Origin of the sequence: Nesterenkonia sp. AN1 (assembly GCF_000582475.1) — a bacterium.
Taxonomy (GTDB): Bacteria; Actinomycetota; Actinomycetes; order Actinomycetales; family Micrococcaceae; genus Nesterenkonia; species Nesterenkonia aurantiaca.
On the sequence record NZ_JEMO01000004.1, the window covers coordinates 175,325 to 195,836 of the forward strand.

The 20,512-nt window shown below is 67.4% G+C and carries 21 protein-coding genes; 4 read left to right on the forward strand and 17 right to left on the reverse strand.

Translation table 11 applies throughout. The annotated features are described in order from the left end of the window. Positions 1–16 precede the first annotated feature (16 nt). From BG28_RS03135 to BG28_RS03180, 10 genes are all read right to left on the reverse strand, one after another. Complete coding sequence (locus BG28_RS03135) at positions 17–1,867, reverse strand: ABC transporter substrate-binding protein (protein ID WP_036474072.1); 1,851 nt, start codon at positions 1,865–1,867, stop codon at positions 17–19. Positions 1,868–2,323: 456 nt separating this feature from the next. Continuing rightward, the gene (locus tag BG28_RS03140) at positions 2,324–3,595 is read right to left on the reverse strand and encodes a YihY/virulence factor BrkB family protein (protein WP_200869286.1); all 1,272 of its coding nucleotides are present in this window, start codon (positions 3,593–3,595) and stop codon (positions 2,324–2,326) included. A gap of 39 nt (positions 3,596–3,634) precedes the next feature. Further along, positions 3,635–3,994 carry a monovalent cation/H(+) antiporter subunit G gene (locus BG28_RS03145; protein WP_036474075.1) on the reverse strand — a complete coding sequence of 120 codons (360 nt, stop codon included), beginning with the start codon at positions 3,992–3,994 and terminating at the stop codon, positions 3,635–3,637. Continuing rightward, on the reverse strand, positions 3,994–4,260 hold the full coding sequence (locus BG28_RS03150) for a monovalent cation/H+ antiporter complex subunit F (RefSeq protein WP_036474080.1): 267 nt from the start codon (positions 4,258–4,260) through the stop codon (positions 3,994–3,996). Before BG28_RS03150 ends, BG28_RS03145 begins: the two co-directional genes overlap by 1 nt. Beyond that, a complete protein-coding gene (locus tag BG28_RS03155) occupies positions 4,257–4,664 on the reverse strand; it encodes a Na+/H+ antiporter subunit E (protein WP_084479372.1) in 408 nt (135 codons plus the stop codon). Before BG28_RS03155 ends, BG28_RS03150 begins: the two co-directional genes overlap by 4 nt. Further along, positions 4,661–6,265, reverse strand: coding sequence for a monovalent cation/H+ antiporter subunit D family protein (locus BG28_RS03160; protein ID WP_036474083.1), 1,605 nt, complete (start codon positions 6,263–6,265; stop codon positions 4,661–4,663). Before BG28_RS03160 ends, BG28_RS03155 begins: the two co-directional genes overlap by 4 nt. Continuing rightward, positions 6,262–6,807 carry a sodium:proton antiporter gene (locus BG28_RS15765; protein WP_084479373.1) on the reverse strand — a complete coding sequence of 182 codons (546 nt, stop codon included), beginning with the start codon at positions 6,805–6,807 and terminating at the stop codon, positions 6,262–6,264. Before BG28_RS15765 ends, BG28_RS03160 begins: the two co-directional genes overlap by 4 nt. After that, a complete protein-coding gene (locus BG28_RS03170; RefSeq protein ID WP_084479374.1) occupies positions 6,804–9,788 on the reverse strand; it encodes a DUF4040 family protein in 2,985 nt (994 codons plus the stop codon). Before BG28_RS03170 ends, BG28_RS15765 begins: the two co-directional genes overlap by 4 nt. A gap of 220 nt (positions 9,789–10,008) precedes the next feature. After that, a complete protein-coding gene (locus BG28_RS03175; protein ID WP_051500906.1) occupies positions 10,009–10,572 on the reverse strand; it encodes a superoxide dismutase family protein in 564 nt (187 codons plus the stop codon). A 432-nt stretch (positions 10,573–11,004) separates the two neighbouring features. Beyond that, a complete protein-coding gene (locus BG28_RS03180) occupies positions 11,005–11,943 on the reverse strand; it encodes a cation diffusion facilitator family transporter (protein WP_036474085.1) in 939 nt (312 codons plus the stop codon). 95 nt (positions 11,944–12,038) lie between these two features. Here BG28_RS03180 and BG28_RS03185 point away from each other — a divergent pair, with 95 nt between their 5' ends. Then, the gene (locus BG28_RS03185; protein WP_036474087.1) at positions 12,039–13,208 is read left to right on the forward strand and encodes an amidohydrolase; all 1,170 of its coding nucleotides are present in this window, start codon (positions 12,039–12,041) and stop codon (positions 13,206–13,208) included. Positions 13,209–13,347: 139 nt separating this feature from the next. After that, the gene (locus BG28_RS03190) at positions 13,348–13,689 is read left to right on the forward strand and encodes an acylphosphatase (RefSeq protein ID WP_084479375.1); all 342 of its coding nucleotides are present in this window, start codon (positions 13,348–13,350) and stop codon (positions 13,687–13,689) included. A 233-nt stretch (positions 13,690–13,922) separates the two neighbouring features. Here BG28_RS03190 and BG28_RS03195 read toward each other — a convergent pair whose 3' ends face one another. Next, a complete protein-coding gene (locus tag BG28_RS03195) occupies positions 13,923–16,028 on the reverse strand; it encodes a S9 family peptidase (RefSeq protein ID WP_036474090.1) in 2,106 nt (701 codons plus the stop codon). A gap of 269 nt (positions 16,029–16,297) precedes the next feature. Here BG28_RS03195 and BG28_RS03200 point away from each other — a divergent pair, with 269 nt between their 5' ends. After that, the gene (locus BG28_RS03200; protein WP_036474255.1) at positions 16,298–16,873 is read left to right on the forward strand and encodes a DNA-3-methyladenine glycosylase I; all 576 of its coding nucleotides are present in this window, start codon (positions 16,298–16,300) and stop codon (positions 16,871–16,873) included. A 22-nt stretch (positions 16,874–16,895) separates the two neighbouring features. Here BG28_RS03200 and BG28_RS03205 read toward each other — a convergent pair whose 3' ends face one another. The 6 genes from BG28_RS03205 to infC all read right to left on the reverse strand — a co-directional run bounded on the left by BG28_RS03205 (position 16,896) and on the right by infC (position 19,901). Continuing rightward, positions 16,896–17,201 carry an RNHCP domain-containing protein gene (locus BG28_RS03205; protein ID WP_036474092.1) on the reverse strand — a complete coding sequence of 102 codons (306 nt, stop codon included), beginning with the start codon at positions 17,199–17,201 and terminating at the stop codon, positions 16,896–16,898. Beyond that, entirely contained in the window at positions 17,198–17,617 is a 420-nt protein-coding gene (locus BG28_RS16660) for a TrmH family RNA methyltransferase (RefSeq protein WP_369797175.1), read from the reverse strand. The genes BG28_RS03205 and BG28_RS16660 overlap by 4 nt, the downstream gene beginning before the upstream one ends. Next, positions 17,506–18,171, reverse strand: coding sequence for a hypothetical protein (locus BG28_RS03210; RefSeq protein ID WP_051500908.1), 666 nt, complete (start codon positions 18,169–18,171; stop codon positions 17,506–17,508). Before BG28_RS03210 ends, BG28_RS16660 begins: the two co-directional genes overlap by 112 nt. A 138-nt stretch (positions 18,172–18,309) precedes the next feature. Beyond that, positions 18,310–18,690, reverse strand: coding sequence for a 50S ribosomal protein L20 (gene rplT, locus BG28_RS03215; RefSeq protein ID WP_036474094.1), 381 nt, complete (start codon positions 18,688–18,690; stop codon positions 18,310–18,312). 49 nt (positions 18,691–18,739) lie between these two features. After that, on the reverse strand, positions 18,740–18,934 hold the full coding sequence (gene rpmI / locus BG28_RS03220; protein ID WP_036474096.1) for a 50S ribosomal protein L35: 195 nt from the start codon (positions 18,932–18,934) through the stop codon (positions 18,740–18,742). 256 nt (positions 18,935–19,190) lie between these two features. Further along, positions 19,191–19,901: a translation initiation factor IF-3 gene (infC, locus tag BG28_RS03225; protein ID WP_084479376.1), complete on the reverse strand. Its 711-nt coding sequence runs from the start codon at positions 19,899–19,901 to the stop codon at positions 19,191–19,193. Between the two features lie 136 nt (positions 19,902–20,037). Here infC and BG28_RS03230 point away from each other — a divergent pair, with 136 nt between their 5' ends. After that, on the forward strand, positions 20,038–20,418 hold the full coding sequence (locus BG28_RS03230) for a DUF1844 domain-containing protein (RefSeq protein ID WP_036474098.1): 381 nt from the start codon (positions 20,038–20,040) through the stop codon (positions 20,416–20,418). Positions 20,419–20,512: the final 94 nt, after the last annotated feature.

Here is a 20,512-nt window from a genome sequence, read left to right on the forward strand (position 1 = left end):
CTGGGAACTGCTGAGATCACTCAGCGCGCTGCCACTGCTCGGCGTTCCACACGATCTGGTCCTGCGAGGCGGTGTCGCGGACATTGCTGATCGAGATGTCGGAGCCGGAGAGCTGCGGGTGCACGTAGAGCGGGATCCCGAACAGGTCGCCCCAGAGCTCCTGCTCGATTCCGATGATGATCTCCTGCTGCTCGTCTGCGTCCTCGGTCGTGGCGAGCTGGTTGAACAGGTCATCCACGGTCTCGTTGGAGTAGCCGCCGTAGTTCTGCGGGCGATCCGTGGAGTAGATGTTCTGTCCTGAGACGACCTGACCGGAACCGGCCCAGGCGAAGAGTGCGACCTCGTAGTCACCGGTCTCCTGGGCGCCGCCCGGACCGAAGAAGTCCTCGGAGCCGGAATCCACGATGTCGAATCCTGCCTCATCACAGGAGGCCTTGATCTCGGCCACCGTGTCGGTGCGGCGCGGGTTCGGGCCGGCGTAGCCGATCCGAACCTCGGTGCCCACTGCATCCTCGGCCTCGAGGATCTCAGCCGCGCCCTCGACGTCGACCTCGTCGTAGGTGCCCTCATAGCTCTCGGAGACGATGTCCTCGTAGTTCTCCTCGAAGGTCAGCGACTCACGGGCGTTGAGCACCGTGGCCTCGGGGTTGACCGGCTCGATCAGGTTGGAGACGATCTGCTGGCGCGGCACGCACATGGCGAAGGCCTCGCGCAGCTCCAGGCTGTCGGCGAAGGCTCCACCTTCGATGAAGTTGAAGTCCAGGTGCTCCCAGGTGGCAGCCTCGCCCTCGTGCAGCACGATCTGATCCTCGAGACGCTCGAGCTGGCCGCGAGTGTCCACGGTGGCCTGCGGGCGGGCGATGTTGAGGTCGCCGTTCTCCAGGGCCTGGACGTGCTGGCCGTCGTTGACGAAGCGGAAGACGATCCGCTCGGTGCCCGGTGCGTTGCCCCAGTACTCCTCGTTGGCGGTGATGGTCAGTGACTCACCGGCCTGCCAGTTGTCCAGCGTGTAGGGACCGGTGACCGGGATCAGCTCCTCATCGGGCAGCGTTCCGGGATCGGTCAGCCAGCCCTCGTTCCAGAACTCGGCCACCGGCTCCAGCGCCTCGGTGTCGGCCTCGCGGACCGCGGTGACCAGCTCGTCGAGCTCCATGTCGCTCTGCTCGGCGACCACATGCGCCGGAAGCGTGGAGTTCACCATGATCTCCCAGTCGGCGAAGGGCTCGGAGTATTCGATGGTGAAGGTCTTGCCCTCGGGATCGCCCTGCGGGCCCTCCAGGACACGCTCCCCGTAGGTCTGGGAGATGCCGTTGAACAGCGGCTCATCATCAGAGTTGGTCAGCGAGGCGTTCTGGTAGGCCCAGTCCAGCACGTAGTCCGCCACAGTCACCGGGGTGCCGTCGGACCAGGAGACGTCTTCACCGATGGTGTACTCCACGGTGAAGGGATCCTCGCTGGTCACCTCGTAGGAGCCGAAGTCCTCATTGGCGTACCAGACGTTGTCTGTGCCCCAGTAGCCGAAGCCCTCGAAGATCCGGTTCACCACGGTGGAGTTGTAGACGCTGTAGCTCTCCGGCGTGCTGCCGTTGTAGCCCACAAACTCGATCTCTCCCATGGAGACCGAGATCTCGTCCTCCATGGTCTCCAGGTCGCTGCTGTCGGCCTTGCCGGTGTCCTCCGGCTCGGTGGTGAACTGCTGGCCCTCCGCGTTGAACGCGTCGGTGGTGCCGCCGTTTTCGCCGTTCTCGCCGTTGGATGTGTCCTCGGCCTCGGCGTCGCCGTTATCGCCTCCGGGGGTGCAGCCGGAGAGCACGAGTGCGCCCGTGGCCAGAATGGCCGTCGCCGCAGAGAGTTTCCTCAGTTTCACAGTTGCTCCTCATCCTTCAATGCGATGTGACCGGTGTTTCGTCGGCCCCTCATCCCTCGAGAAGGTGACCTATCTAACACCGGTTCAATGTGCGAACCAGACTACGGTCGGCACGCCTGATCAGATCGCCAAATCGGCTCGCGTGATGAAATCGTTACCCAGATCAACCGGCTGGACCGTGACCCAGGTCACCGCGTTGCCGAGCCCCAATCCGGCCTCGAAAACATGTGTGAAACATGCAACAACCACCCCCAGACAGCAGAACTCCCGTGCCATTCCGCCCAGGGAATCGCACGGGAGTTACCAGGCGGTCATATGTCCGCGAGTTTAGTGAGCGGCGCCACTCTGCTACGTGAAACATGTCGGCAATATTCAATCCAGACTCGAACTACCGATCGGTAACCCACCTCTGCGCCGAATAAGTCACAGTGTTACGCACTTGGGCAGGTGCTTCGCTCAGCGCCGCCAGGAGGTCTCGGGATCGGAGGTCTCACCCTCGCTCAGGCGCAGCGCCTGACCCTGCGCCACGAGGTCCTCGTACTTCTTGGACTTCTTCTCTGCCGTGCCCATGTCGCGCGGGGGAAGCATGATGGTGCGTTCGGCCTCGATGCCGCTCTGGAGCTGACGTCCACGCTCCAGCTCAGAGTCGAATTCGGCGCCGAGCAGCAGCACCAGGTTCATGAGGTAGATCCAGATCAGGAAGATGATGACGCCTGCCAGCGCACCGTAGGTGGCCTCATAGTTGCTGAAGTTCGACACGTAGAAGATGACGGCGGTGGTGGCGAGCACCATGACCAGGATCGCCAGCAGGGCGCCGGCGGAGATCCAGCGGATTCCGGGCTGACGCAGGTTCGGCGTCACGTGGTACAGCATGGCGATGCAGATCGCCGCGACCAGCAGCAGCGCCGGGTAGGTGGCCCAGTTGAAGATCGTCACCGCGGTCTCGCCGAGCCCGACGGTGTCCCCCACCGCCCGCGCGATCGGCCCGGAAATCAGCAGCAGGAACACCGCTGTGGCCACCAGCACCAGGAGCCCGGCAGTGACCAGGTAGAAGATCGGGCGCAGCTTCAACATCGAGCGACCCTCCTCCACCTCATAGATCCGGTTCATCGACCGGGAGAAGGCGTTGACGTAGTTCGAGGCGGTCCACAGCGCGGTGAGCAGGCCGAGCGCGAGTCCGATCCCGGCCCCTTCCACGCTGGTGATGGCTTCGATGGCCGGCCGCACCTGCTCCATGGTGTCTGACTCGAGCGTCTGGGCGGCGGTGGAGAGCAGGAACTCCTGGGTCCGTTCCCCCTCGCCGACGAAGGACATCAGCGAGACCAGCGCGATCAGCGCCGGGAAGACCGAGAGCACCGCGTAGTAGGTCAGACCCGCGGCGAGATCCGTGCAGCTGTCGCGGCCGAACTCGGTCAGAGTGCGTTTGGCGCTGTACTTCCAGGTGGTGCCGGTCAGCTTCACAGGTGAGGAGGTCTTATGGTCCTCGCTGTCCCCGGAGACGGACTCCTCGAAGTCCTCACGCTGGCGGTTCTTGACCATATAGGGCTGGTCCGCTGCGGCCGAGAGCGTGCCCACGCGCAGCTTGTCGCCTTGGTGCACGCTCGCGCCGGAGCGGCCGGTGTCCTCGATCTGGTGCCGCGGGACGCGGTGCGGCTTCAGGGCACCAGCGGCCCGACTGGCCGGGCTGGTGTTCTCGGAGTGACCCTGCGGGTCGGAATGAGTGCTCATGGACTCAAACTATCCGCATGTGTTCTCAGGACCAACTGTTCAGCGGCCTCCTGACACCTCGCGTCTGGTCAGGGCCAGCTCGTCGATATGGGTGATCGGTGCGGGCAGCGCGTTGTTGAGGTAGCCCGCCCGAGCGATGGCCATGGATCCCACCGCTGAGGTGAGCAGCTGAGCGATGATCGCGATGACCGCCTTGATCAGATTCAACCCGCTGAAGTCCATCAGCAGAGCACCCAGGACGATCGACGCCACCCCGAGCCCTGCCGAGGTGCCCACGGCCGAGGCGCGCAGGTACAGATCGGGAAGCTTGAAGAGGCCGATCGCCGAGATGATGATCGTGGCGATGCCCAGGAAGATGAACACCAGGCCGAGGATGTCTGCAATGTCAGCGAGTGCCATCAGCGGCGACCTCCGGATCCGAGTCGCGCCATGGACAGCGCGGCCATGAAGCCCAGCAGCGTGGCGATGAGGATGATGTCGAAGAGCGCCTCGATATTGGTGCGCAGTCCGATCAGGGCGACGAAGCCGATGGTGGCGAAGAAGATCAGGTCTGCGGCCACGGCCCGGTCCATGGTGCGTGGGCCGAGCAGCCCGCGCACCGCGGCGATGACCATGCCGATGGCCAGCAGGATCAGCGCGACCTCAAGCGTCCATTCGGAGATCATCGGCTCTCACCTGCCTCGTCCATCGGACGGACCACCGGCAGCTCGGTCGGGCGGGTGAGATCTCCGGGCGCTCGTCGCATCGCGCGCAGCATCCGGTCCTCCATCTCTTGGATCTCGGCCACCAGCTGCCCGCGGTTCTCCACGAACATGCCGTGCACGTAGAGGATCTTGTGCTCCTTGGAGATCGTGATGGTCAGCGTGCCCGGGGTCAGCGTGATCAGCGCGGAGATCAGCGTCCATTCGCTGTCGCTGCGCGAGGCGGCCGGCACTGCGACGATCGCGGGTCGCATCCTGGAACGCCCGCTCAGACGCAGCACCTCGGCGGTCACCGTGTAGTTCGAGGTGATGAACTCCTTGGCATACCAGAAGAGGAATCCGATGATCCGAAATGGCCAGCTCATCATGCTCCGCTCACCGCCCTCACATAGTCCATTGGGTTGAGCAGGTTCTCGGCCGCGGTCTCCGACCAGCCCATCAGCAGCTCCGCCCCGAGTCCGAAGAACAGGGTGATCGCGGCCAGCAGGATCGCCGGGAAGATCAGCTTGAACGGCACCTTGACCGCCTGCTTGCCGGCGAGCACCGCGGAGGTGGTCGCCGTCGGCGGTCCGATGGTCAGCGTGGGGGTCTCCGCCTGGGCCTGAACCCGCAGGTAGCGTTTGCCGTGCATCCGTTGCTGGTAGGTCAGCGCGCGCTCCTGAAGATCATCGGGCTCGGATCCCATGAAGACCCCGGTCCAGATCTTGAGCATCGAGAGCAGCGTGAAGATCGAGACCACCACCGCGACGGCGGCCACCCAGTAGTGGGATTCGGCCAGGGTGGCCTGGATGATCGCGAACTTCGCGACGAACCCGGAGAAGGGCGGCAGCCCGGCGAGTGAGAGGGCGGCCACCATGAAGGTGACCGCGATCAGCGGCTCGCGTTTGAGCATCCCACCGAGCTTGTCGATCTCTCCGGTGCCATAGGTCTCCTCGATCGCACCGGTGGAGAGGAACAGCGAGGCCTTCACGATCATGTGATGGAGCAGGTAGAAGATCGCGGCGGTGAGGCCCAGCAGGGTGAACAGGCCGACGCCGATTAGGATGTAGCCGATCTGGCTGATCATGTGGAAGACCAGGATGGATCGGGTGGTCTTCTCCCCCACCGCGCCAAGGACACCGATGAGCATCGTGGCTGAGGTGATCACCAGCGCCACCCAGAGGAAGCGCTCGTCGCCGTCGAAGAGCAGCGAGTAGATCCGGTAGATCACATAGATCGCGACCTTGGTGTGGATCCCGGAGAACAGCGCGGTGACCGCCGGAGAGGTCATCGCGTAGGTGCGGGTCAGCCAGCCATGCACCGGCACCACCGCGGCCTTGATCGCGACGGCGGTCAGCACGACGCCGCCGGCCAGCGCGACGGCGGGGTCGTCCTTGCCCGCCCCGTGCAGCTCCGCGAGGTTCACGGTGCCCGCGGTGGCGTAGACCAGGGCGATGCCCACCAGCAGCAGCGTGGAGGCCAGCAGGTTCACCGAGACGTAGATCCGCGCACCGTGGGCGCCGAGCTTGGCCCCCATCATGGCCAGCAGGCCGTAGGAGGGCAGCAGCATCACCTCGATGAACACGAAGAGGTTGAAGATGTCACCGGTCATCAGCGCGCCGGAGACCCCGGCCATGAGCACCAGCACGAAGGGGTGGAAGAACCGTGCCCGCGCCTCGTGGGTGGCCATGGCGAAGAGCACGCTGGCGATGGCGAGCACCGACATGATCATCAGCACCAGCGCGGAGAGCGCGTCGACCACGAACGGGATCGACACGCCGTAGTCCCAGAGCCCGACCTGATGGACCAGGACGGTGCCGTCGCCGGTGGCGATCACCAGCAGCACCGCGAAGACGAAGAGCGCGGCAAGGGTGCCGAGGCTGATCATGTGGCGGGCCAGGCGCTTCTTGCGCAGCGCCACGCCGAGCGCGGCGAGCAGCAGCGGGATGCCGACCGCCAGCGGAAGCAGCGGAGGAAGGATCTCGGTCATCGGGCGTCTCCCTCCTGGGTCTCGGCGGAGGTCTCGGTCTTGGTGGAAGTCCCCGGCTCGGCGGACGCCCCCGGCTCGGGCGCTGTGGCCCCCGGGGTCTTCTCCGGCCAGGGGTCTCCGGTCTCGTCCTCGCCGCGCTCCACCACGATGTCGCCGGACTCGGTGGTCAGACCGAAGAAGCCGGCGTCGTTGGTGTCGCCGCGGTCCGCGGCGAGCAGCAGCGCCGGGGAGACCTCGACGTCCTCGGTGTCGTCGTCGGTGGTGGTGGTGATCGCCAGGGTCACCATGAACATGGTGATGGAGAAGGCGATCACGATGGCGGTCAGCACGAAGGCCTGCGGGAGCGGGTCGGCCTGTTCGCCGAGCTCCCCGGAGCCGATATAGGGCACGCCTCGGTAGGCGGTGTTGCCCGCCGCGAAGAACACCAGGTTTGCTGCGTGGCTGGCCAGGACGAAGCCCAGCACGATCCGCACCATGCCTCGCTGCATGAACAGGTAGACGGCCGCTGCGGTGAGCAGCCCGACGGCGATGGCGATGCTCATCGGTCGTTCACCCCTCCCGGCTCGATCTGGTCATGGCCCCCTGGTCGGGGCTCCCCCGACTGCACCTCGAAGGGCAGGTCCCCGGGGTCGGCGTGATAACCGGCCGGGACCTTCAGCGTGGAGAGCTCGGCCTCGCTGGTGCCGTGGGCGCGGCGGTGCGCCTTGAGCAGCTCCGCCGGGTAGCGCTGCGCCTGACCGAGGCGGTCCAGCGCGACGAGCACCGCACCGATCACGGCGAGGTAGATGCCGACGTCGAAGATCAGCGCCGTGGTGAGTGAGAACCCGGCGTCGGAGCCCCAGGGCATCGGGAGTCCCTCGGCGATCACGATCGGGCGAAGGTAGGAGCCCTCGAGGAAGCCGACCAGGCCGATGGCCGCGCCGGTGATGATGCCGCCGACGATGACCAGCGCGTAGTCGAAGCGCAGCTTCACCGCGGTGTCCGAGGGTGCGACCAGGTAGCGCAGCGCGAAGAAGCCGCCGGCGACCAGTGCGGCGATGAACCCGCCGCCGGACTCGTAGTGCCCGCGCAGCAGCAGGATCAGCGAGAGCAGCACGATGAACGGCGCCATCCAGTTGAAGACGCTGCGCATCGCGGTGGTGTTGTCCCCTGCGTGGTCCAGCGGGGTCCCCGACCACTGCCGTGAGGCGGGCGGCTCGTTGTCCGAGGTGGCGAAGGAGGAGTTCAGCAGCGCCAGGATCGCGAAGCCCGCGACGCCGAGCACCGTGAGCTCTCCGAAGGTGTCCAGCGCGCGGAAGTCCACCAGGATCGAGTTCACCACATTCAGCGCACCGGTCTCCTCGTAGGTGTTGAGCAGGTACCACTCGGCGATCGGAGTCTGTCCGCGCCGGCCGGTGAGCGCGAAGGTGGCGGCGAAGGCCATCACGCCGAAGGCCAGGGCCACGGCGATGGAGATGCCGCGTCGGGTACGGGTGACCTTGTGGAAGCGTTTGGGCAGCTTGCGCAGCACCAGGACCAGCACCACCACGGTGAGGATCTCCACGAGCAGCTGGGTCATGCCCACGTCCACCGCGCCCAGCGCGAAGTACCAGGCGGCGACCACGAACCCGGCGCCGCCGGCCAGGACGACGGCGGCCGCGCGGTTCTCCGCGATCACGGTGCCGGCCAGGAAGCAGACCAACAGCCCGATCAGCACCCAGTCGGTCATCCGGGTGTTGCCGGGCTCGAACTCCCCGACCACCGGTGCCGCGATCATGCCGGCGATGAACAGGCCGGCCAGCAGGATGCCCGGTGGGGCGAGGTGGACCCCGTGCACGTCGCTGCGGGTGATGTCTCCGACCCGGCGGCCGAAGTTGATGGTCCCCAGGCGCATCGACTCGACCACTTCCACGCCGGTGAACGGCAGGATCCGCCGTGGGATCAGATTGTCGATCCGGGCGCGCACCACCACGGCGAGCACGCCGCCGCCGACGATCACCCCGGAGAGCATCAGCTCGGTGTTGAAGCCGTGCCACAGCGCGAACTCCGCCGCATAGGTCCCGGTCTGCGCGTCCTCACCGGCTCGAGTGATCAGCCCGTCGAAGACGAACGGGATGAAGCCCAGCACCAGGCCTGCGGCGGCAGGCAGCAGCGCTGGCAGGTAGAAGCTCGCCGGGGCCTCGTGCGGAGTGCTGGGATCGATCGGCTCGTGGTATTCGTCCTTGGACCCGGCGCCGGAGTAGCTGGTGAACGCGCCGAGCACGATACGGCCGCAGTAGGCGAAGGTGCCGATGGCGGCGAGCACCGCCATGGACGTCAGCGTCCAGGTCAGCGCGGCGGGCATGTCCGCGGAGAGGAACCCGGCGAGCAGGTGCTCCTTGGAGACGAAGCCCAGCAGCGGCGGGACCCCGGCCATGGAGAGCGAGGAGATCAGCGTGATCACCAGCGAGATGCGCATGGTCTTGCTCAGCCCGTTGAGCCGACGGATGTCTCGCGAATGCGCCTCATGTTCGATGATGCCGACCATCATGAACAGCGCGGATTTGAACAGTGCGTGGGCGACCACGTGGATCGTGGCGGCGACCAGCGCGGTGGGGGTGCCGATGCCGATGACGGCGACCAGGAAGCCCAGCTGGGAGACCGTGGAGTAGGCCATGATCTCTTTGATGTCATGGCGCTGCAGCGCAAAGAGCGCACCCATCAGCGCGGTGGTCAGACCGGAGCTGATCAGGAGCACCTGCCAGAGCGTGGATGCTTCGAAGACCGGGGAGAAGCGCAGCAGCAGGTAGATGCCGGCCTTGACCATGGCCGCGGCATGCAGGTATGCCGAGACCGGCGCAGGGGCCACCATGGCGTCGGGCAGCCACAGGTGGAACGGGAACTGCGCGGACTTGGTGAACGCGGCGAAGGCGATGAGCACCGCGACCACGGAGGTGAAGGTGGTGTTGTCCTGCCAGGCGCTGTGCGTCAGCGCCTCGGACATCGAGGTGGTGCCGGTCTCCACGATGATCAGCAGCACCGCGGTCAGCAGGCCCAGCCCGCCCGCGGCGGTGATCAGCAGCGTGCGCTGAGCCGGGGCCGGCGCCTTGTCTCCGGAGCGGTTGATCAGGAAGAAGGAGCACAGCGTGGTGAACTCCCAGAACACGAAGAGCAGGATCAGGTCATCGGCGATGACCATCCCGCTCATCGCGAAGACGAACATCAGCATCCACAGGTAGTAGTCGCCAGTCTTCTTCTTGACCGAGAAGTAGCGGGCCGAATAGGCCATCACCAGGGCGCCGATGAAGAGGATCAGCAGCAGGAAGACCATCCCGAGCCCGTCCAGGCGCAGGCTGATGCCGACGTCGACGGTGGGGATCCAGGGCAGGTGCTCTTGAATCACTCCCCCGTCCAGCAGGGTGTTCAGCCACGGAAGCGTGGCGACGCCGATGCCGGTCAGGGCCACGGCCGCGAAGAAGCCGGTGTCGCGACCCACAGCGCGGTGGACCAGCACGGCGAGCGGGACCAGGGCCAGGGTCAGCATCAGGAGCACCATGAGCGTCATGGGCGGACCACCGCCGGCGCCCAGGGCATGGAAGGTCTTCGCGAGTGCATGGTGCCTCCAGTCGGTGCGGGTGAAACGGCGCGGTGAAGCTCATCGCCGACCAGTCTTCCCGGCACACCAGTGATCGACTATATCCATCGGGCTGATCTCTCAGCAATTGCGTACTGCTCATGGGGGGCGGACCATGCTCCGGTGGGATCCGTGCTACGGCAAGTGTGTCCTACTGCTCCTCGACGACCCCGCAGGCCACGCGGCTGCCTGAGTCTCCGCTGGTCAGAGTCTCGGCGTCGGGGCCGAAGTAGCGTTCCGGGACGTTGCCGTGGTTGTCCGGCTGGGCGTGGATGATCACCGAGCTGCCCTGGTCACCGAGCAGATCCTCGGTCTCCAGACGGTCGCTGATCAGGCTCAGCCAGCCGGTGCGGTCCTGGTTGACCAGCAGGTTCGGCAGATCTCCGGCATGGTCCGGGTGAGTCACAGCCTCGGGCTCTGTGGGCGGGACCGCCTCGTTGAGATCATCGAGGTCGTTCTCGGGGTCCTCCTCCTGTGGAGCCTCCTCGCCGTCCACGAGGCCCATGTCCTCCTCCATGCTGCCGACCAGATGTCCGCCGGAGGACTCGAAGTCCCCCACGACGCCGGACTCGGAGCTGGACTGGATCTCGCACAGGCCGCGTTCGTGCAGCGTGATGCCTCGGAAGCCTGCGTCGAGGTCGTGTACCTCGGCCTCGATGAGCACTCCGTTGGCGACCTCGGAGAACTGCACGGTGCCGATGTCGTTGCCTGCCACGTCGGCGAGCGCCGCGGAGGCGAAGGGCTCCTCGGAGCCGTCAGGACCGCCCTGGAGCTCGGCGCCCTGCCCGTCGTCCCCGGCCTCAGCGCCAGCTCCGTGCCGCCTTCGGCGTCCGCATCGGCCTGGTCGTCCGAGGGTTCCGCGGCGGTGTTCTGCTCGGCGCCCGGTTCAGCGTCCGGGTCGGCGTCGCTCGCGTCTCCGCCGCCGCAGCCCGCCAGGGCCAGCGCGGCGACGAGCGCGATCCCGCTCAGCGGGAGGCCGCGCAATCTGCGCGCGGAGGATCGGTGAGGTCGAATGCTCATGAGCGCACAGCCTACCGGGCCCCCTGCGCCGCCACGAGCTCCGGGGCCGCCGGTCATGGAGACTCCCCCGGGCCGGTGTGGCTGCTGGTTCAGCTGCAGCAGGCGCAGCAACATGGACGCTGGGCGCTCAGGCGTGGGTGTGGGTCTCCTCGGCCGCGATGCTGCGCGGCTCGAGCTGGAAGGTGGAGTGTTCCACCGCGACGTCGAAATGCTCGGCCACGCAGGTCTTGAGCCGGTTCAGGGTCTCCGGGACGCAGCCCTCGCTGAAACAGGCGTCGTCGAGCACCACATGGGCTGAGATCACGGGCAGCCCGGTGGCGACGGTGGAGGCATGCAGGTCATGGACCTCTTGGACATGGTCCAGGGCCAGCATGTGCGCCCGGACCTGCTCCAGGTCCAGCCCGCGCGGGGTGAACTCCAGCAGCACCCGGGCGGTCTCGCGCAGCAGCAGCAGCGCACGCGGGATGATCAGTGCGGCGATGGCCAGCGCCGCGACCGCGTCGGCCTGCTGCCAGCCGGTGGTCCAGATGACGACGGCGGCCAGCATCACCGCCAGCGAGCCCAGCGCGTCCGCGCTGACCTCCAGGAACGCCGCGCGCATGTTGAAGTTGGCCTTGCGGCCCGAGGCGAGCACCAGCAGCGAGATCACATTGCCGGCCAGGCCCAGCGCGCCGAAGATCAGCAGCTCGAGGTGCAGGATCACCGGCGGGGCGCTGAGCCGGCCGATCCCCTCCACCGCGGCATAGATGCCCACGCCCAGCAGCAGCGTCGCCTGAAGCAGCCCGGCCAGGATCTCCACCCGGCGGAAGCCCCAGGTGCGCTGCGCCGTGGCGGCCCGGTGCATCAGGCCCGCCGCGACCAGGGCGACGCCGAGGCCGATGCTGTCGGTGAGCGAATGCACCGCATCGGTGAGCAGCGCGAGGGAACCGGTCATCCAGGCGCCGAGGGCCTGGGCCAGCACGATGCCGACCGTGATCGCGCAGGCGATCGCGAGCCGGCGACGGTGCGAGAGCGCGCGCTCCGGGGTCTCGGCCGAGGTGGAGGCGCCGTGATCGTGGTGGTGCATGATGCCTCTATTGTCCTGCGTCCGCGGGGGATCACCTAAGCTGCGAGCCGGACGCAGAAGCGTTCTCAGCAAGGCCGGTGCGCTAGAGTCCCAGCATGGTTGCTCAGAGAAACTATGTCATCAGCAATGCACACATCCTGCCGATCAGCGGTGAGCCCTTTGACGGCTCCGTGGTGATCACCGAGGGCAAGATCGCGGCGCTCGGAGTCGAGGTGGACCACCCTGCCGGGTACGAGGTGATCGACGCGGCCGGCGGCTGGGTGCTGCCCGGTCTGATCGACGCCCATGTCCACCTGGGCGTCCATGAGGAGGGCGAGGGCTGGGCCGGCGCCGATGTCAACGAGACCACCGACCCCGTGACCGCTGCGGTGCGCGCACTGGACGCGATCAACCCGGCGGAGCTCGGCTTCGCCGACGCCCGCGCGGCCGGGATCACCACGGTGAACGTGAACCCCGGGTCCGCGAATCCGATCGGCGGGCTCGCCGTGGCGCTGAAGACCCAGGGCCGGATCGTCGACGAGATGGTGCTGCGCTCCCCCTCCGGGCTGAAGTCCGCGCTGGGCGAGAACCCCAAGCGGGTCTATGGAGAGCGCAAGCAGACCCCGAACACCCGGCTCGGGGTCGCGATGACCATCCGCAAGGCCTTCACCGAGGCGAAGAACTGGCAGGCCAAGGACCCGGCGGACCGGCCCGGAGATCTGGTCTCCGAGGCGCTGGCTCTGGTGCTGGACCGCAAGATCCCCTGGCGCCAGCACTGCCACCGCGCAGATGACATCGCCACCGCCCTGCGCCTGGCCGACGAGTTCGGCTACCAGCTGGTCCTGGATCACGGGACCGAGTCCTATAAGCTCGCCGACGTCATCGCCGAGCGCGGCATTCCGGTGCTCTACGGGCCGATGATCGTCTCCCGCTCCAAGGTGGAGGTCCGCGACCGCAGCCCCAAGGCCCCGGGCATCCTCGCCCGCGCCGGGGTGAAGGTCTCGATCATCACCGATCACCCGGTGGTGCCCATCGAGTTCCTGATCCATCAGGCAGCCCTGGCGGTGCGCGAGGGGATGGACCCGGTGGAGGCGCTGCGCGCGATCACGATCAACCCGGCCGAGGTGCTCGGAGTGGCGGATCGGGTGGGGACCCTGGAACCGGGCAAGGACGCCGACCTGGCGCTGTGGTCCGGGGATCCGCTGGACACCCGGAACCGGGTGCAGCGGACCTGGATCGACGGGGAGCTGGTGTTCTCCCAGGAGCCCGCCGAGGCGCAGGCCTGATCCTCGCCGTCGGGTCCCTCACTCCGGCGCTCGGTCCACGAGGTGGGCCGGTCCGCTGGGCCGGTCGGCTGGGCCGGTCCGCCCCACCAGCACAGACCAGTGCCTGGTGGCTGACCCCTGAGGATGTTTGACTGGGCGTATGACTGAACCGCTCTCACCGCCCGACGCCGATCAGCCCCTCTCCCCCTCGGGCTGCACCACCGGCACCCATCTGTGGATCACCGGCCGAGTCCAGGGCGTGTCCTATCGCGCAGCGGCAAAGGCCGAGGCCGATGACCTGGGTCTGATCGGCTGGGTCAGGAACACCGCCGAGGGCGCGGTGGAGCTGCTGGTCGGTGGCGACGGGCCCGCGGTGGACGCGCTGCTGCGCTGGGCCGGCAAGGGGCCCGAGTCGGCCGAGGTCACGGAGGTCGAAGAGCGCGAGGCCACCGAGCCGGACCTCGCTTCGCTGCCACAGGCCGGCTTCGAGATCCGCCGCTGACCCAGCCGTTCCCCGCCGCAGGGATTCCGGCTCTGGTCACTCAACCAGACCTGGAATCCCGTGACCCGAGACCGGCCCGCCGAGAACGTCGCATCGCTATGCCATGTCCCACCGTTTTGAACGGAAATAGCGATGGGACATGGCATAGGCATGCGACGGATCGCCGAAGCGGTTCAAAGCCATGCGACAGATCACCGAAAAGGCGAGATGTGCCCTCGGAGGGGCCGCCAGCGCTAGTCCGCAGCCGGGGCGGTGAGTCCCAGCTCTTCCGGCGGCACGGCCGGCTCTCCCAGCAGGTGCTCGGAGAGGAAGCCGGAGACCACCTGGTACCAGATCTTGGCGTGGGCGGGGCTGAGCACCCAGTGGTTCTCGTCCGGAAAGTACAGGAACCGATGCGCGCTCTGCCCGTCCTGATCAGCCGGCAGTCCGGACTTCGCCAGCAGCTCGTACCAGAGCCGCAGGCCCTCCCCGATCGGCACCCGGTAGTCCTTATCGCCGTGGATGACCAGCATCGGAGTCACGATCTTCTCCACGTGAAGGTGTGGCGAGTGCTCCGCGGCCATCCGCTCGTCGAGCTCGTTGCGCCAGTAGGAGGCCATGTCTGTGGTCGGTCCGAACTGATCCAGCGCCCACAGCGAGGCGTGGGTGACGATCGCGGAGAACCGGTCGGTCTGCCCGGCGATCCAGTTCGCCATGTAGCCGCCGAAGGATCCGCCCATCGCTGCGGTGCGCGTGGGGTCGATGTCCTCGCGCGCCTCGGTGACGTCGGTGATCGCCATCAGGTCGGTGAAGGGATGCCCGCCCCAGGAGTTCCAGCCGCGCTGGACGAAGTCCTGTCCGTAGCCGGTGGACAGCGCCGGGTCCGGAAGCAGCACCGCGTAGCCCTGCTCCACCATCAGCCAGGGGTTCCAGCGCCAGGTCCAGGCGTTCCAGGAGTTCAGCGGACCGCCATGGATCCAGAGCAGCAGCGGTGCCGGGTGCGCGGCGGAGGCCTGCTCAGGAAGTGCCAGCCAGGCACGCACCGGTGCGCCGTCGGTCCCGACGGCAGTGACCTCGCTCAGGCTGCCCGGGAGCTCCGGGCGCTGATGGGGGTTCTGCAGTCGCGTGGCCTCACCGGTGGTGAGGTCGATCGAGACCACCTCCTCGGGGAAGGCGTAGCTCGAGCGCACCCCGTAGCCCGTGTGACCCTCGGGGTCCACGACGACGGCGGAGTAGGTCGCATCCTCGGTGGTCACCTGGTGCACCGCGCCGGAAGAGGCATCCACCCGGAACACCGGACCGCGTCCGCCCTGATCGGCCAGCGCGAGCAGAGCAGAGCCATCCGGGAGCCAGGCCGCGGGGCTCAGCCACAGGTCCGCGTCCTCGGCGAGCCGCGTCAGCTCGCCGGTGTCCAGGTCCAGCAGGTGCAGCTGCGGCTGCGGGGCCCGCTGCGGCGTCGGCTGGGCCGAGCGCAGGACGGCGGCGCTCCGACCGTCCGGGCTGATCACCCCGGCGCTGAACGTGTAGCCGGGCTCATCGGCGATCATCCGGCGTTCAGCGGTGGCGATGTCCACCACGGCCAGGGCGGTGCGCTGACCTGCCCGCGGTTCCGGCACGATGACGCTGATCAGCGCGAGCCTGCCATCCGGGCTGAGCTGCACCTCGCCGCCGAAGCGCGCGCCCAGCCCCTCGGTGAGGTGGCGCAGGCTGTTCGGTTCGGAATCCTGCAGCTCGGATCCGGCGTCGTCCTCAGGCCGGGGGCCGGCAGCCGCCGAGGGCTCCAGCGCGAACAGGCTCGGGCGGGCCGGACCGAGATCGTGGTCCCAGAACCGGACCGGGTAGCCGGTGTGCAGGATCGCCTTGACCGAGGCTTCCTCGCGCCGGGTGTGCAGCTGCTCCTGGTCCTCCTCGCTGCGCGCTCCCGGCAGCAGCGGCGCGGTGAGCAGGATGGCGGACCCCTGCTGAGCGCAGTGCGGCTGGCTCACCCCGCCGGCCCTGCGGCTGACCAGCACCGATTCACCCCCGGCGGCCGGGAGCTTGTACAGCGCGGCACCCTTGGGCTCCGGCTTCTCCCCCGGGCGGGCCGAGGTGAAGTAGAGGTCACCGTCGGCGGAGAACACCGGAGCCGCCTCACCCTTGGCGCTGCGGGTGAGTCGCCGCGCGGCGCGGCTGCCCTGCGGGTCGATCTCCCACAGCGCTCCGGTGTAGCCGTCTCCTGCGGTGTTGACGGTGGAGACCGTGGTGACCAGCCGCGACCCGTCGGGGCTCAGCGTGAGGCCGCTGAGCCGAGAGTGGGTGACGTACTGGTCCAGGTCGGCGAAGATGCTCGGACCGGGCTGTGTCGGGGTGCTGTTCGTCATGATGCTGTTCTACCAGCGCGGAGCAACATCTGGTTGCATGATGCAACTACCGGCGTGGTGGGTCGGGATACCCTGGTGCCGTGGCTTCTGATCAGACCCCCGCGCCGACCTCTTCACTGACCGCTGCACCGACTCCTGCACCGGCTCCTGAATCGGCCTCCGCGCCGGGGACCGACTCCGGCACGGAACCCACCACCAGGCCTGGCACCGGACACACCACCGCGCCTGGCAGCGGGCCTGGCACTGGACCGGCACCCGGTCCCGATGGGCTGGCCCGCACGCCCTGGGCGCTGGGCAGCGAGATGATGCTGCGCTATTACGACACCGAATGGGGCATGCCGATCCGCGACGAGCCGGGCCTGTTTGAGCGACTGAGCCTGGAGGGCTTCCAGGCAGGTCTCTCCTGGTCCACGATCCTGGCCAAGCGGGAGAACTTCCGCGCCGCCTTCGCCGGATTCGATCCCGAGGCCGTCGCGGAGTTCACCGAGGCAGACGTGCTGCGGCTGCTCGAGGACGCCGGGATCATTCGGCACCGCGGGAAGATCACCGCGACCATCGGCAATGCCCGCGCCACCCTGGAACTGCGGGATCGCGGCGGTCTGTCCGCGCTGATCTGGTCCTTCAAGCCGGAACAGACCCCTGTGCCGGAGACCATGGAGCAGGTGCCCACGCGATCCGCGGAGTCCGAGGCCCTGGCGAAGCGGCTCAAGGCCGAGGGGTTCCGATTCGTCGGTCCCACCACGGCCTTCGCGCTGATGGAGGCCATCGGGATGGTCGACACCCACCTTGTGGGCTCGCATCGCCGAGGCGCCTCGGGGGTGCAGTTCAGCAACCAGGCCGGCTGAGTCACGACGCCACAGCCTGGGCTCAGTGCGGGCGCTGGAGCTCGATGACGCCGTCCATATCGTCATCCGGTGCGAGCCGGTTCCGGTCCACCTGCCCGCACCGGGTGCAGCGGTGCAGCAGCAGGAAGCCCTTCTTGCCGGTGTGGTCCACGCCCACCGGTTCCATCGCCGCCCCACAGTTCGCGGCGCGGTCCCCCGGGGTGATGTCCACATGCCGGGAGTACAGGCAGCGGGGGCAGTGATTGCGATAGCTGCCGCCGAGCTGTCTGGGGATCGGCTGCCCGCAGTGGATGCAGTCGAAGCCGGTGTTCTCGGCCTCCCGGCTCATGCCGTGGGTGCGCTCTCTCCGGCGTCGGACGCTGGCGCCTCGGCTGAGAGCGCGTGCTGAGCCATCGCGGTGGAATACATGCACACCGTGGCCGCGGTGGCCACGTTCAGGGACTCGGCGGCCCCGAAGAGCGGGATCGCCACACGCTGATCGGCGAGTTCACGCTCGACATGGGTCAGTCCGTGGGCCTCATGGCCGAGCAGCCACAGCGTGGGGGCCGCAGGGGTCGCCAGCTCGGCGAGCTGGACCTCACCGCGGCCGTCGGCGGCGAGCACCTGGAAGCCCTTGGCGCGAGCGGTCTCGGTCAGCTCGGCGGCGTCGATGCCGGTGAAGATCGGCACGTGGAAATGTGAGCCCGCCGCCGAACGCACGACCTTGGGGCTCCAGGGATCCACGGTCCCTGCGGAGAGCACCACGGCGCCGGCGCGGCCGCATCCGCAGTGCGGATGATCGTGCCGGCATTGCCCGGGTCCTGCAGGCGCAGCATCGCCGCGACCTGTCCGGTGCCCTGGGCGACCTTCTCGAGCTGGGCGTCCAGCGCTTCGCGTGCTGTGCTCACCGAGGGGATGCGGCAGACGGCGAGCATGCCCTGGGAGGTCTCGGCGTCGCCCATGGCGCGCAGCGCCTCGGGGGTGGCCTCGCGCAGGAACGGCCGGGCGTTCGAGGGCAGCTGGGTCTCCGGGTTGAACAGCACCCCGCGCATCCGGTCCAGCAGCGCCAGCACATCGGGGTGCCGCTCCAGGGCTGCGGGATCGAAGAAGAGCGCGTCCAGCTCAGGGAAGGGCTGCGGGCCCAGCTCCTGCTCCCACTGGCGCAGCCAGATCGTGAGTGCTTCGCGGACCGGCTGGGGCCCCTCCGCCAGGAAGAGTCCCTGCTTCTGCCGCGCGGAGCGCCCGGCCAGAGCCGCCACGCGACGGACGCGGTCAGACTTCGGGTTGTCGACGAGCTCGGGGTCGATGTGCTGGGACATGATTCTCTCTTCTCCTGCTTCGGGGCTGCTCATACTTCTCGGGGTGCTGCCGAGCGGCGCGCTCTTGCGAGCGGCCGCGCACATGCAGAAGGCGCCGCCCCCGATGAGGAGACGGCGCCTTCAGCCACGCTGATCGAGTCAGACTCGAGCGGCGTTGACGTCCTGCGGGAGCGCCTTGCGGGCGGTCTCGACCAGAACGCCGAATGAGTTGGCGTCGTAGACGGCCAGCTCAGCCAGCATGCGGCGATCAACCTCGACTCCAGCGGCCTTCAGGCCCTGGATGAAGCGGTTGTAGGTCATGCCGTGCGAGCGGGAGGCAGCGTTGATGCGCTGGATCCACAGGCGGCGGAAGTCACCCTTGCGCTTCTTGCGGTGCTGGTAGTTATAGACGTACGAGTGCAGCAGCTGCTCTTTTGCCTTGCGGTAAAGGCGTGAGCGCTGACCGCGGTAGCCGGAGGCCCTGTCTAGGACCTTGCGGCGCTTCTTATGGCCATTGACGGCCCTCTTCACACGTGCCACGTGATATCTCCTTGAGTCTTAAAGTCTTCGGTGATGAACGTGCTGAGGCTCAGATGCCCAGCATCCGCTTGATGCGCTTCTCGTCGGCCTTGGTGACCAGGTGGTCTCCGGCCAGGCGGCGCTTCAGGCGTGAAGACTTGTGCTCCAGGTAGTGGCGACGGTTGGCCTGCTGGCGCTTGAGCTTGCCAGAACCGGTCAGCTTGAACCGCTTCTTGGCCCCGCTGTGGGTCTTCATCTTCGGCATGGTGCCGTTCTCCTTATGTCGTTCGGACCTGCAGCGCCTGTGCTCTCCAACCGTGAGCCGAGGCTCATCAGCCGGTGCGGCGGCGCAGAGGTGGGTCGGCCAGCGTGTCCGGTGCTGCTTGCGCAGCACAGCGGATCCACGCCTCGGACCCCTTTTGGGTGGTGGTGACGGCCCCCTGCGGGGCTGTCAAGCAAACCAGCGCACCAGTCTACGTCATGAGAATGGTGCGCGGGTTCACCGTGAGGAGAGAAGGCCTCTAGAGGTTCTTCAGCTCATCCGGCAGATAATCGGCCATGGAGTTCGAGAGCGGCGTCGCATCCTTCTTCTCCGTAGGCAGCCGCTCGGCGTTCTTCCGCGAGCGGCGCTCGTTCTTGACCTTGGGAGCCTCGGCCTCGGCGTCAGCCTCGACGGGATCCTCTTTCTTGGCCTGGTTCTTCGCCATGGCCTTGGCCTCGGCCTTGGTCTTGAGCGGACCGACGACCATCACCATGTGGCGACCGTCCTGGCGCGGGGAGGACTCCACGGCGCCGAGATCAGCGACGTCCTGCGAGAAGCGCTGCAGGAGCCGCACGCCCATCTCCGGGCGCTGCTGCTCGCGACCGCGGAACTGGATCATGGCCTTGACCTTGTCACCGGCATCCAGGAAGCGGCGAGCGTGACCGACCTTGGTGTTGTAGTCATGGTCATCGATCTTCAGCCGGAAGCGGACCTCCTTGAGCACCGTGGTGCTCTGGTTCTTCCGCGACTCACGGGCCTTGACCGCCGCCTCGTACTTGTACTTGCCGAAATCCATCAGCTTGCAGACGGGAGGTTTGGCCTGGGGCGCAACCTCTACCAGATCCAGATCCGACTCAGTGGCAAGACGAAGGGCGTCTTCAATCCGAACGACACCCACCTGCTCCCCCTGGGGGCCGACAAGGCGGACTTCTGGTACGCGGATGCGTTCGTTGATGCGTGGTTCGCTGATCTGTCTAGCTCCTGTTGTGAGGAATTCGGTGGATGGGGAGACATCGGCTGGAGCGCTTCGTTGAGCTCAACTGGGCGCATTCCGCGGTGTTGAGCGCGTTTAGCGCGGCCGATGAGACTGTGACAAGCTTACCAGCATGCAGAGTGAGCAGAACAACCACGCCGAAGAATCCGATCTCGCCCAGGCGGTCAACCAGCGGTCCCGCGACATCTCCGAGGTGCCCGCGGTGGAGCTGATCAACACCGTCGCCGTGCACCTGATGAGTGCCGCCGCGGTCAAGACCGGCCTCGCCGATGATCCCAAGGCCGAGGAGCTCAAGGACCTCGATGAGGCCCGCAAGCTGATCACCGCACTCGCCGGACTGATCACCGCCGCCGCTCCCGAGGTCGGCTCCACCCACGCCGCGCCGCTGCGTGACGGACTGCGCTCGCTGCAGCTCGCCTTCCGCGAGGAGTCCACCGTCCCGGACGCGCCCGGCAAGGGCCCCGGAGAGAAGTGGACCGGACCGGTCAACTGAACACCCCCTCAAGGCACTGAGCCCTTTTATGAGAACCAGATGAGATCAGGATGAGAGAACTCGGAAGAGACTCTCATGCTGGTCTCATCGTTGC

Bases quoted from the DNA above. Each gene is read 5' to 3' on its own strand.
- BG28_RS03140 (WP_200869286.1), bottom strand. From the start codon at position 3,595: ATGAGCACTCATTCCGACCCGCAGGGTCACTCCGAGAACACCAGCCCG.
- BG28_RS03145 (WP_036474075.1), bottom strand. From the start codon at position 3,994: ATGGCACTCGCTGACATTGCAGACATCCTCGGCCTGGTGTTCATCTTC.
- BG28_RS03150 (WP_036474080.1), bottom strand. From the start codon at position 4,260: ATGATCTCCGAATGGACGCTTGAGGTCGCGCTGATCCTGCTGGCCATC.
- BG28_RS03155 (WP_084479372.1), bottom strand. From the start codon at position 4,664: ATGATGAGCTGGCCATTTCGGATCATCGGATTCCTCTTCTGGTATGCC.
- BG28_RS03160 (WP_036474083.1), bottom strand. From the start codon at position 6,265: ATGACCGAGATCCTTCCTCCGCTGCTTCCGCTGGCGGTCGGCATCCCG.
- BG28_RS15765 (WP_084479373.1), bottom strand. From the start codon at position 6,807: ATGAGCATCGCCATCGCCGTCGGGCTGCTCACCGCAGCGGCCGTCTAC.
- BG28_RS03170 (WP_084479374.1), bottom strand. From the start codon at position 9,788: ATGACGCTCATGGTGCTCCTGATGCTGACCCTGGCCCTGGTCCCGCTC.
- BG28_RS03180 (WP_036474085.1), bottom strand. From the start codon at position 11,943: ATGCACCACCACGATCACGGCGCCTCCACCTCGGCCGAGACCCCGGAG.
- BG28_RS03185 (WP_036474087.1), top strand. From the start codon at position 12,039: ATGGTTGCTCAGAGAAACTATGTCATCAGCAATGCACACATCCTGCCG.
- BG28_RS03190 (WP_084479375.1), top strand. From the start codon at position 13,348: ATGACTGAACCGCTCTCACCGCCCGACGCCGATCAGCCCCTCTCCCCC.
- BG28_RS03195 (WP_036474090.1), bottom strand. From the start codon at position 16,028: ATGACGAACAGCACCCCGACACAGCCCGGTCCGAGCATCTTCGCCGAC.
- BG28_RS03205 (WP_036474092.1), bottom strand. From the start codon at position 17,201: ATGAGCCGGGAGGCCGAGAACACCGGCTTCGACTGCATCCACTGCGGG.
- BG28_RS03210 (WP_051500908.1), bottom strand. From the start codon at position 18,171: ATGTCCCAGCACATCGACCCCGAGCTCGTCGACAACCCGAAGTCTGAC.
- rpmI (WP_036474096.1), bottom strand. From the start codon at position 18,934: ATGCCGAAGATGAAGACCCACAGCGGGGCCAAGAAGCGGTTCAAGCTG.
- BG28_RS03230 (WP_036474098.1), top strand. From the start codon at position 20,038: ATGCAGAGTGAGCAGAACAACCACGCCGAAGAATCCGATCTCGCCCAG.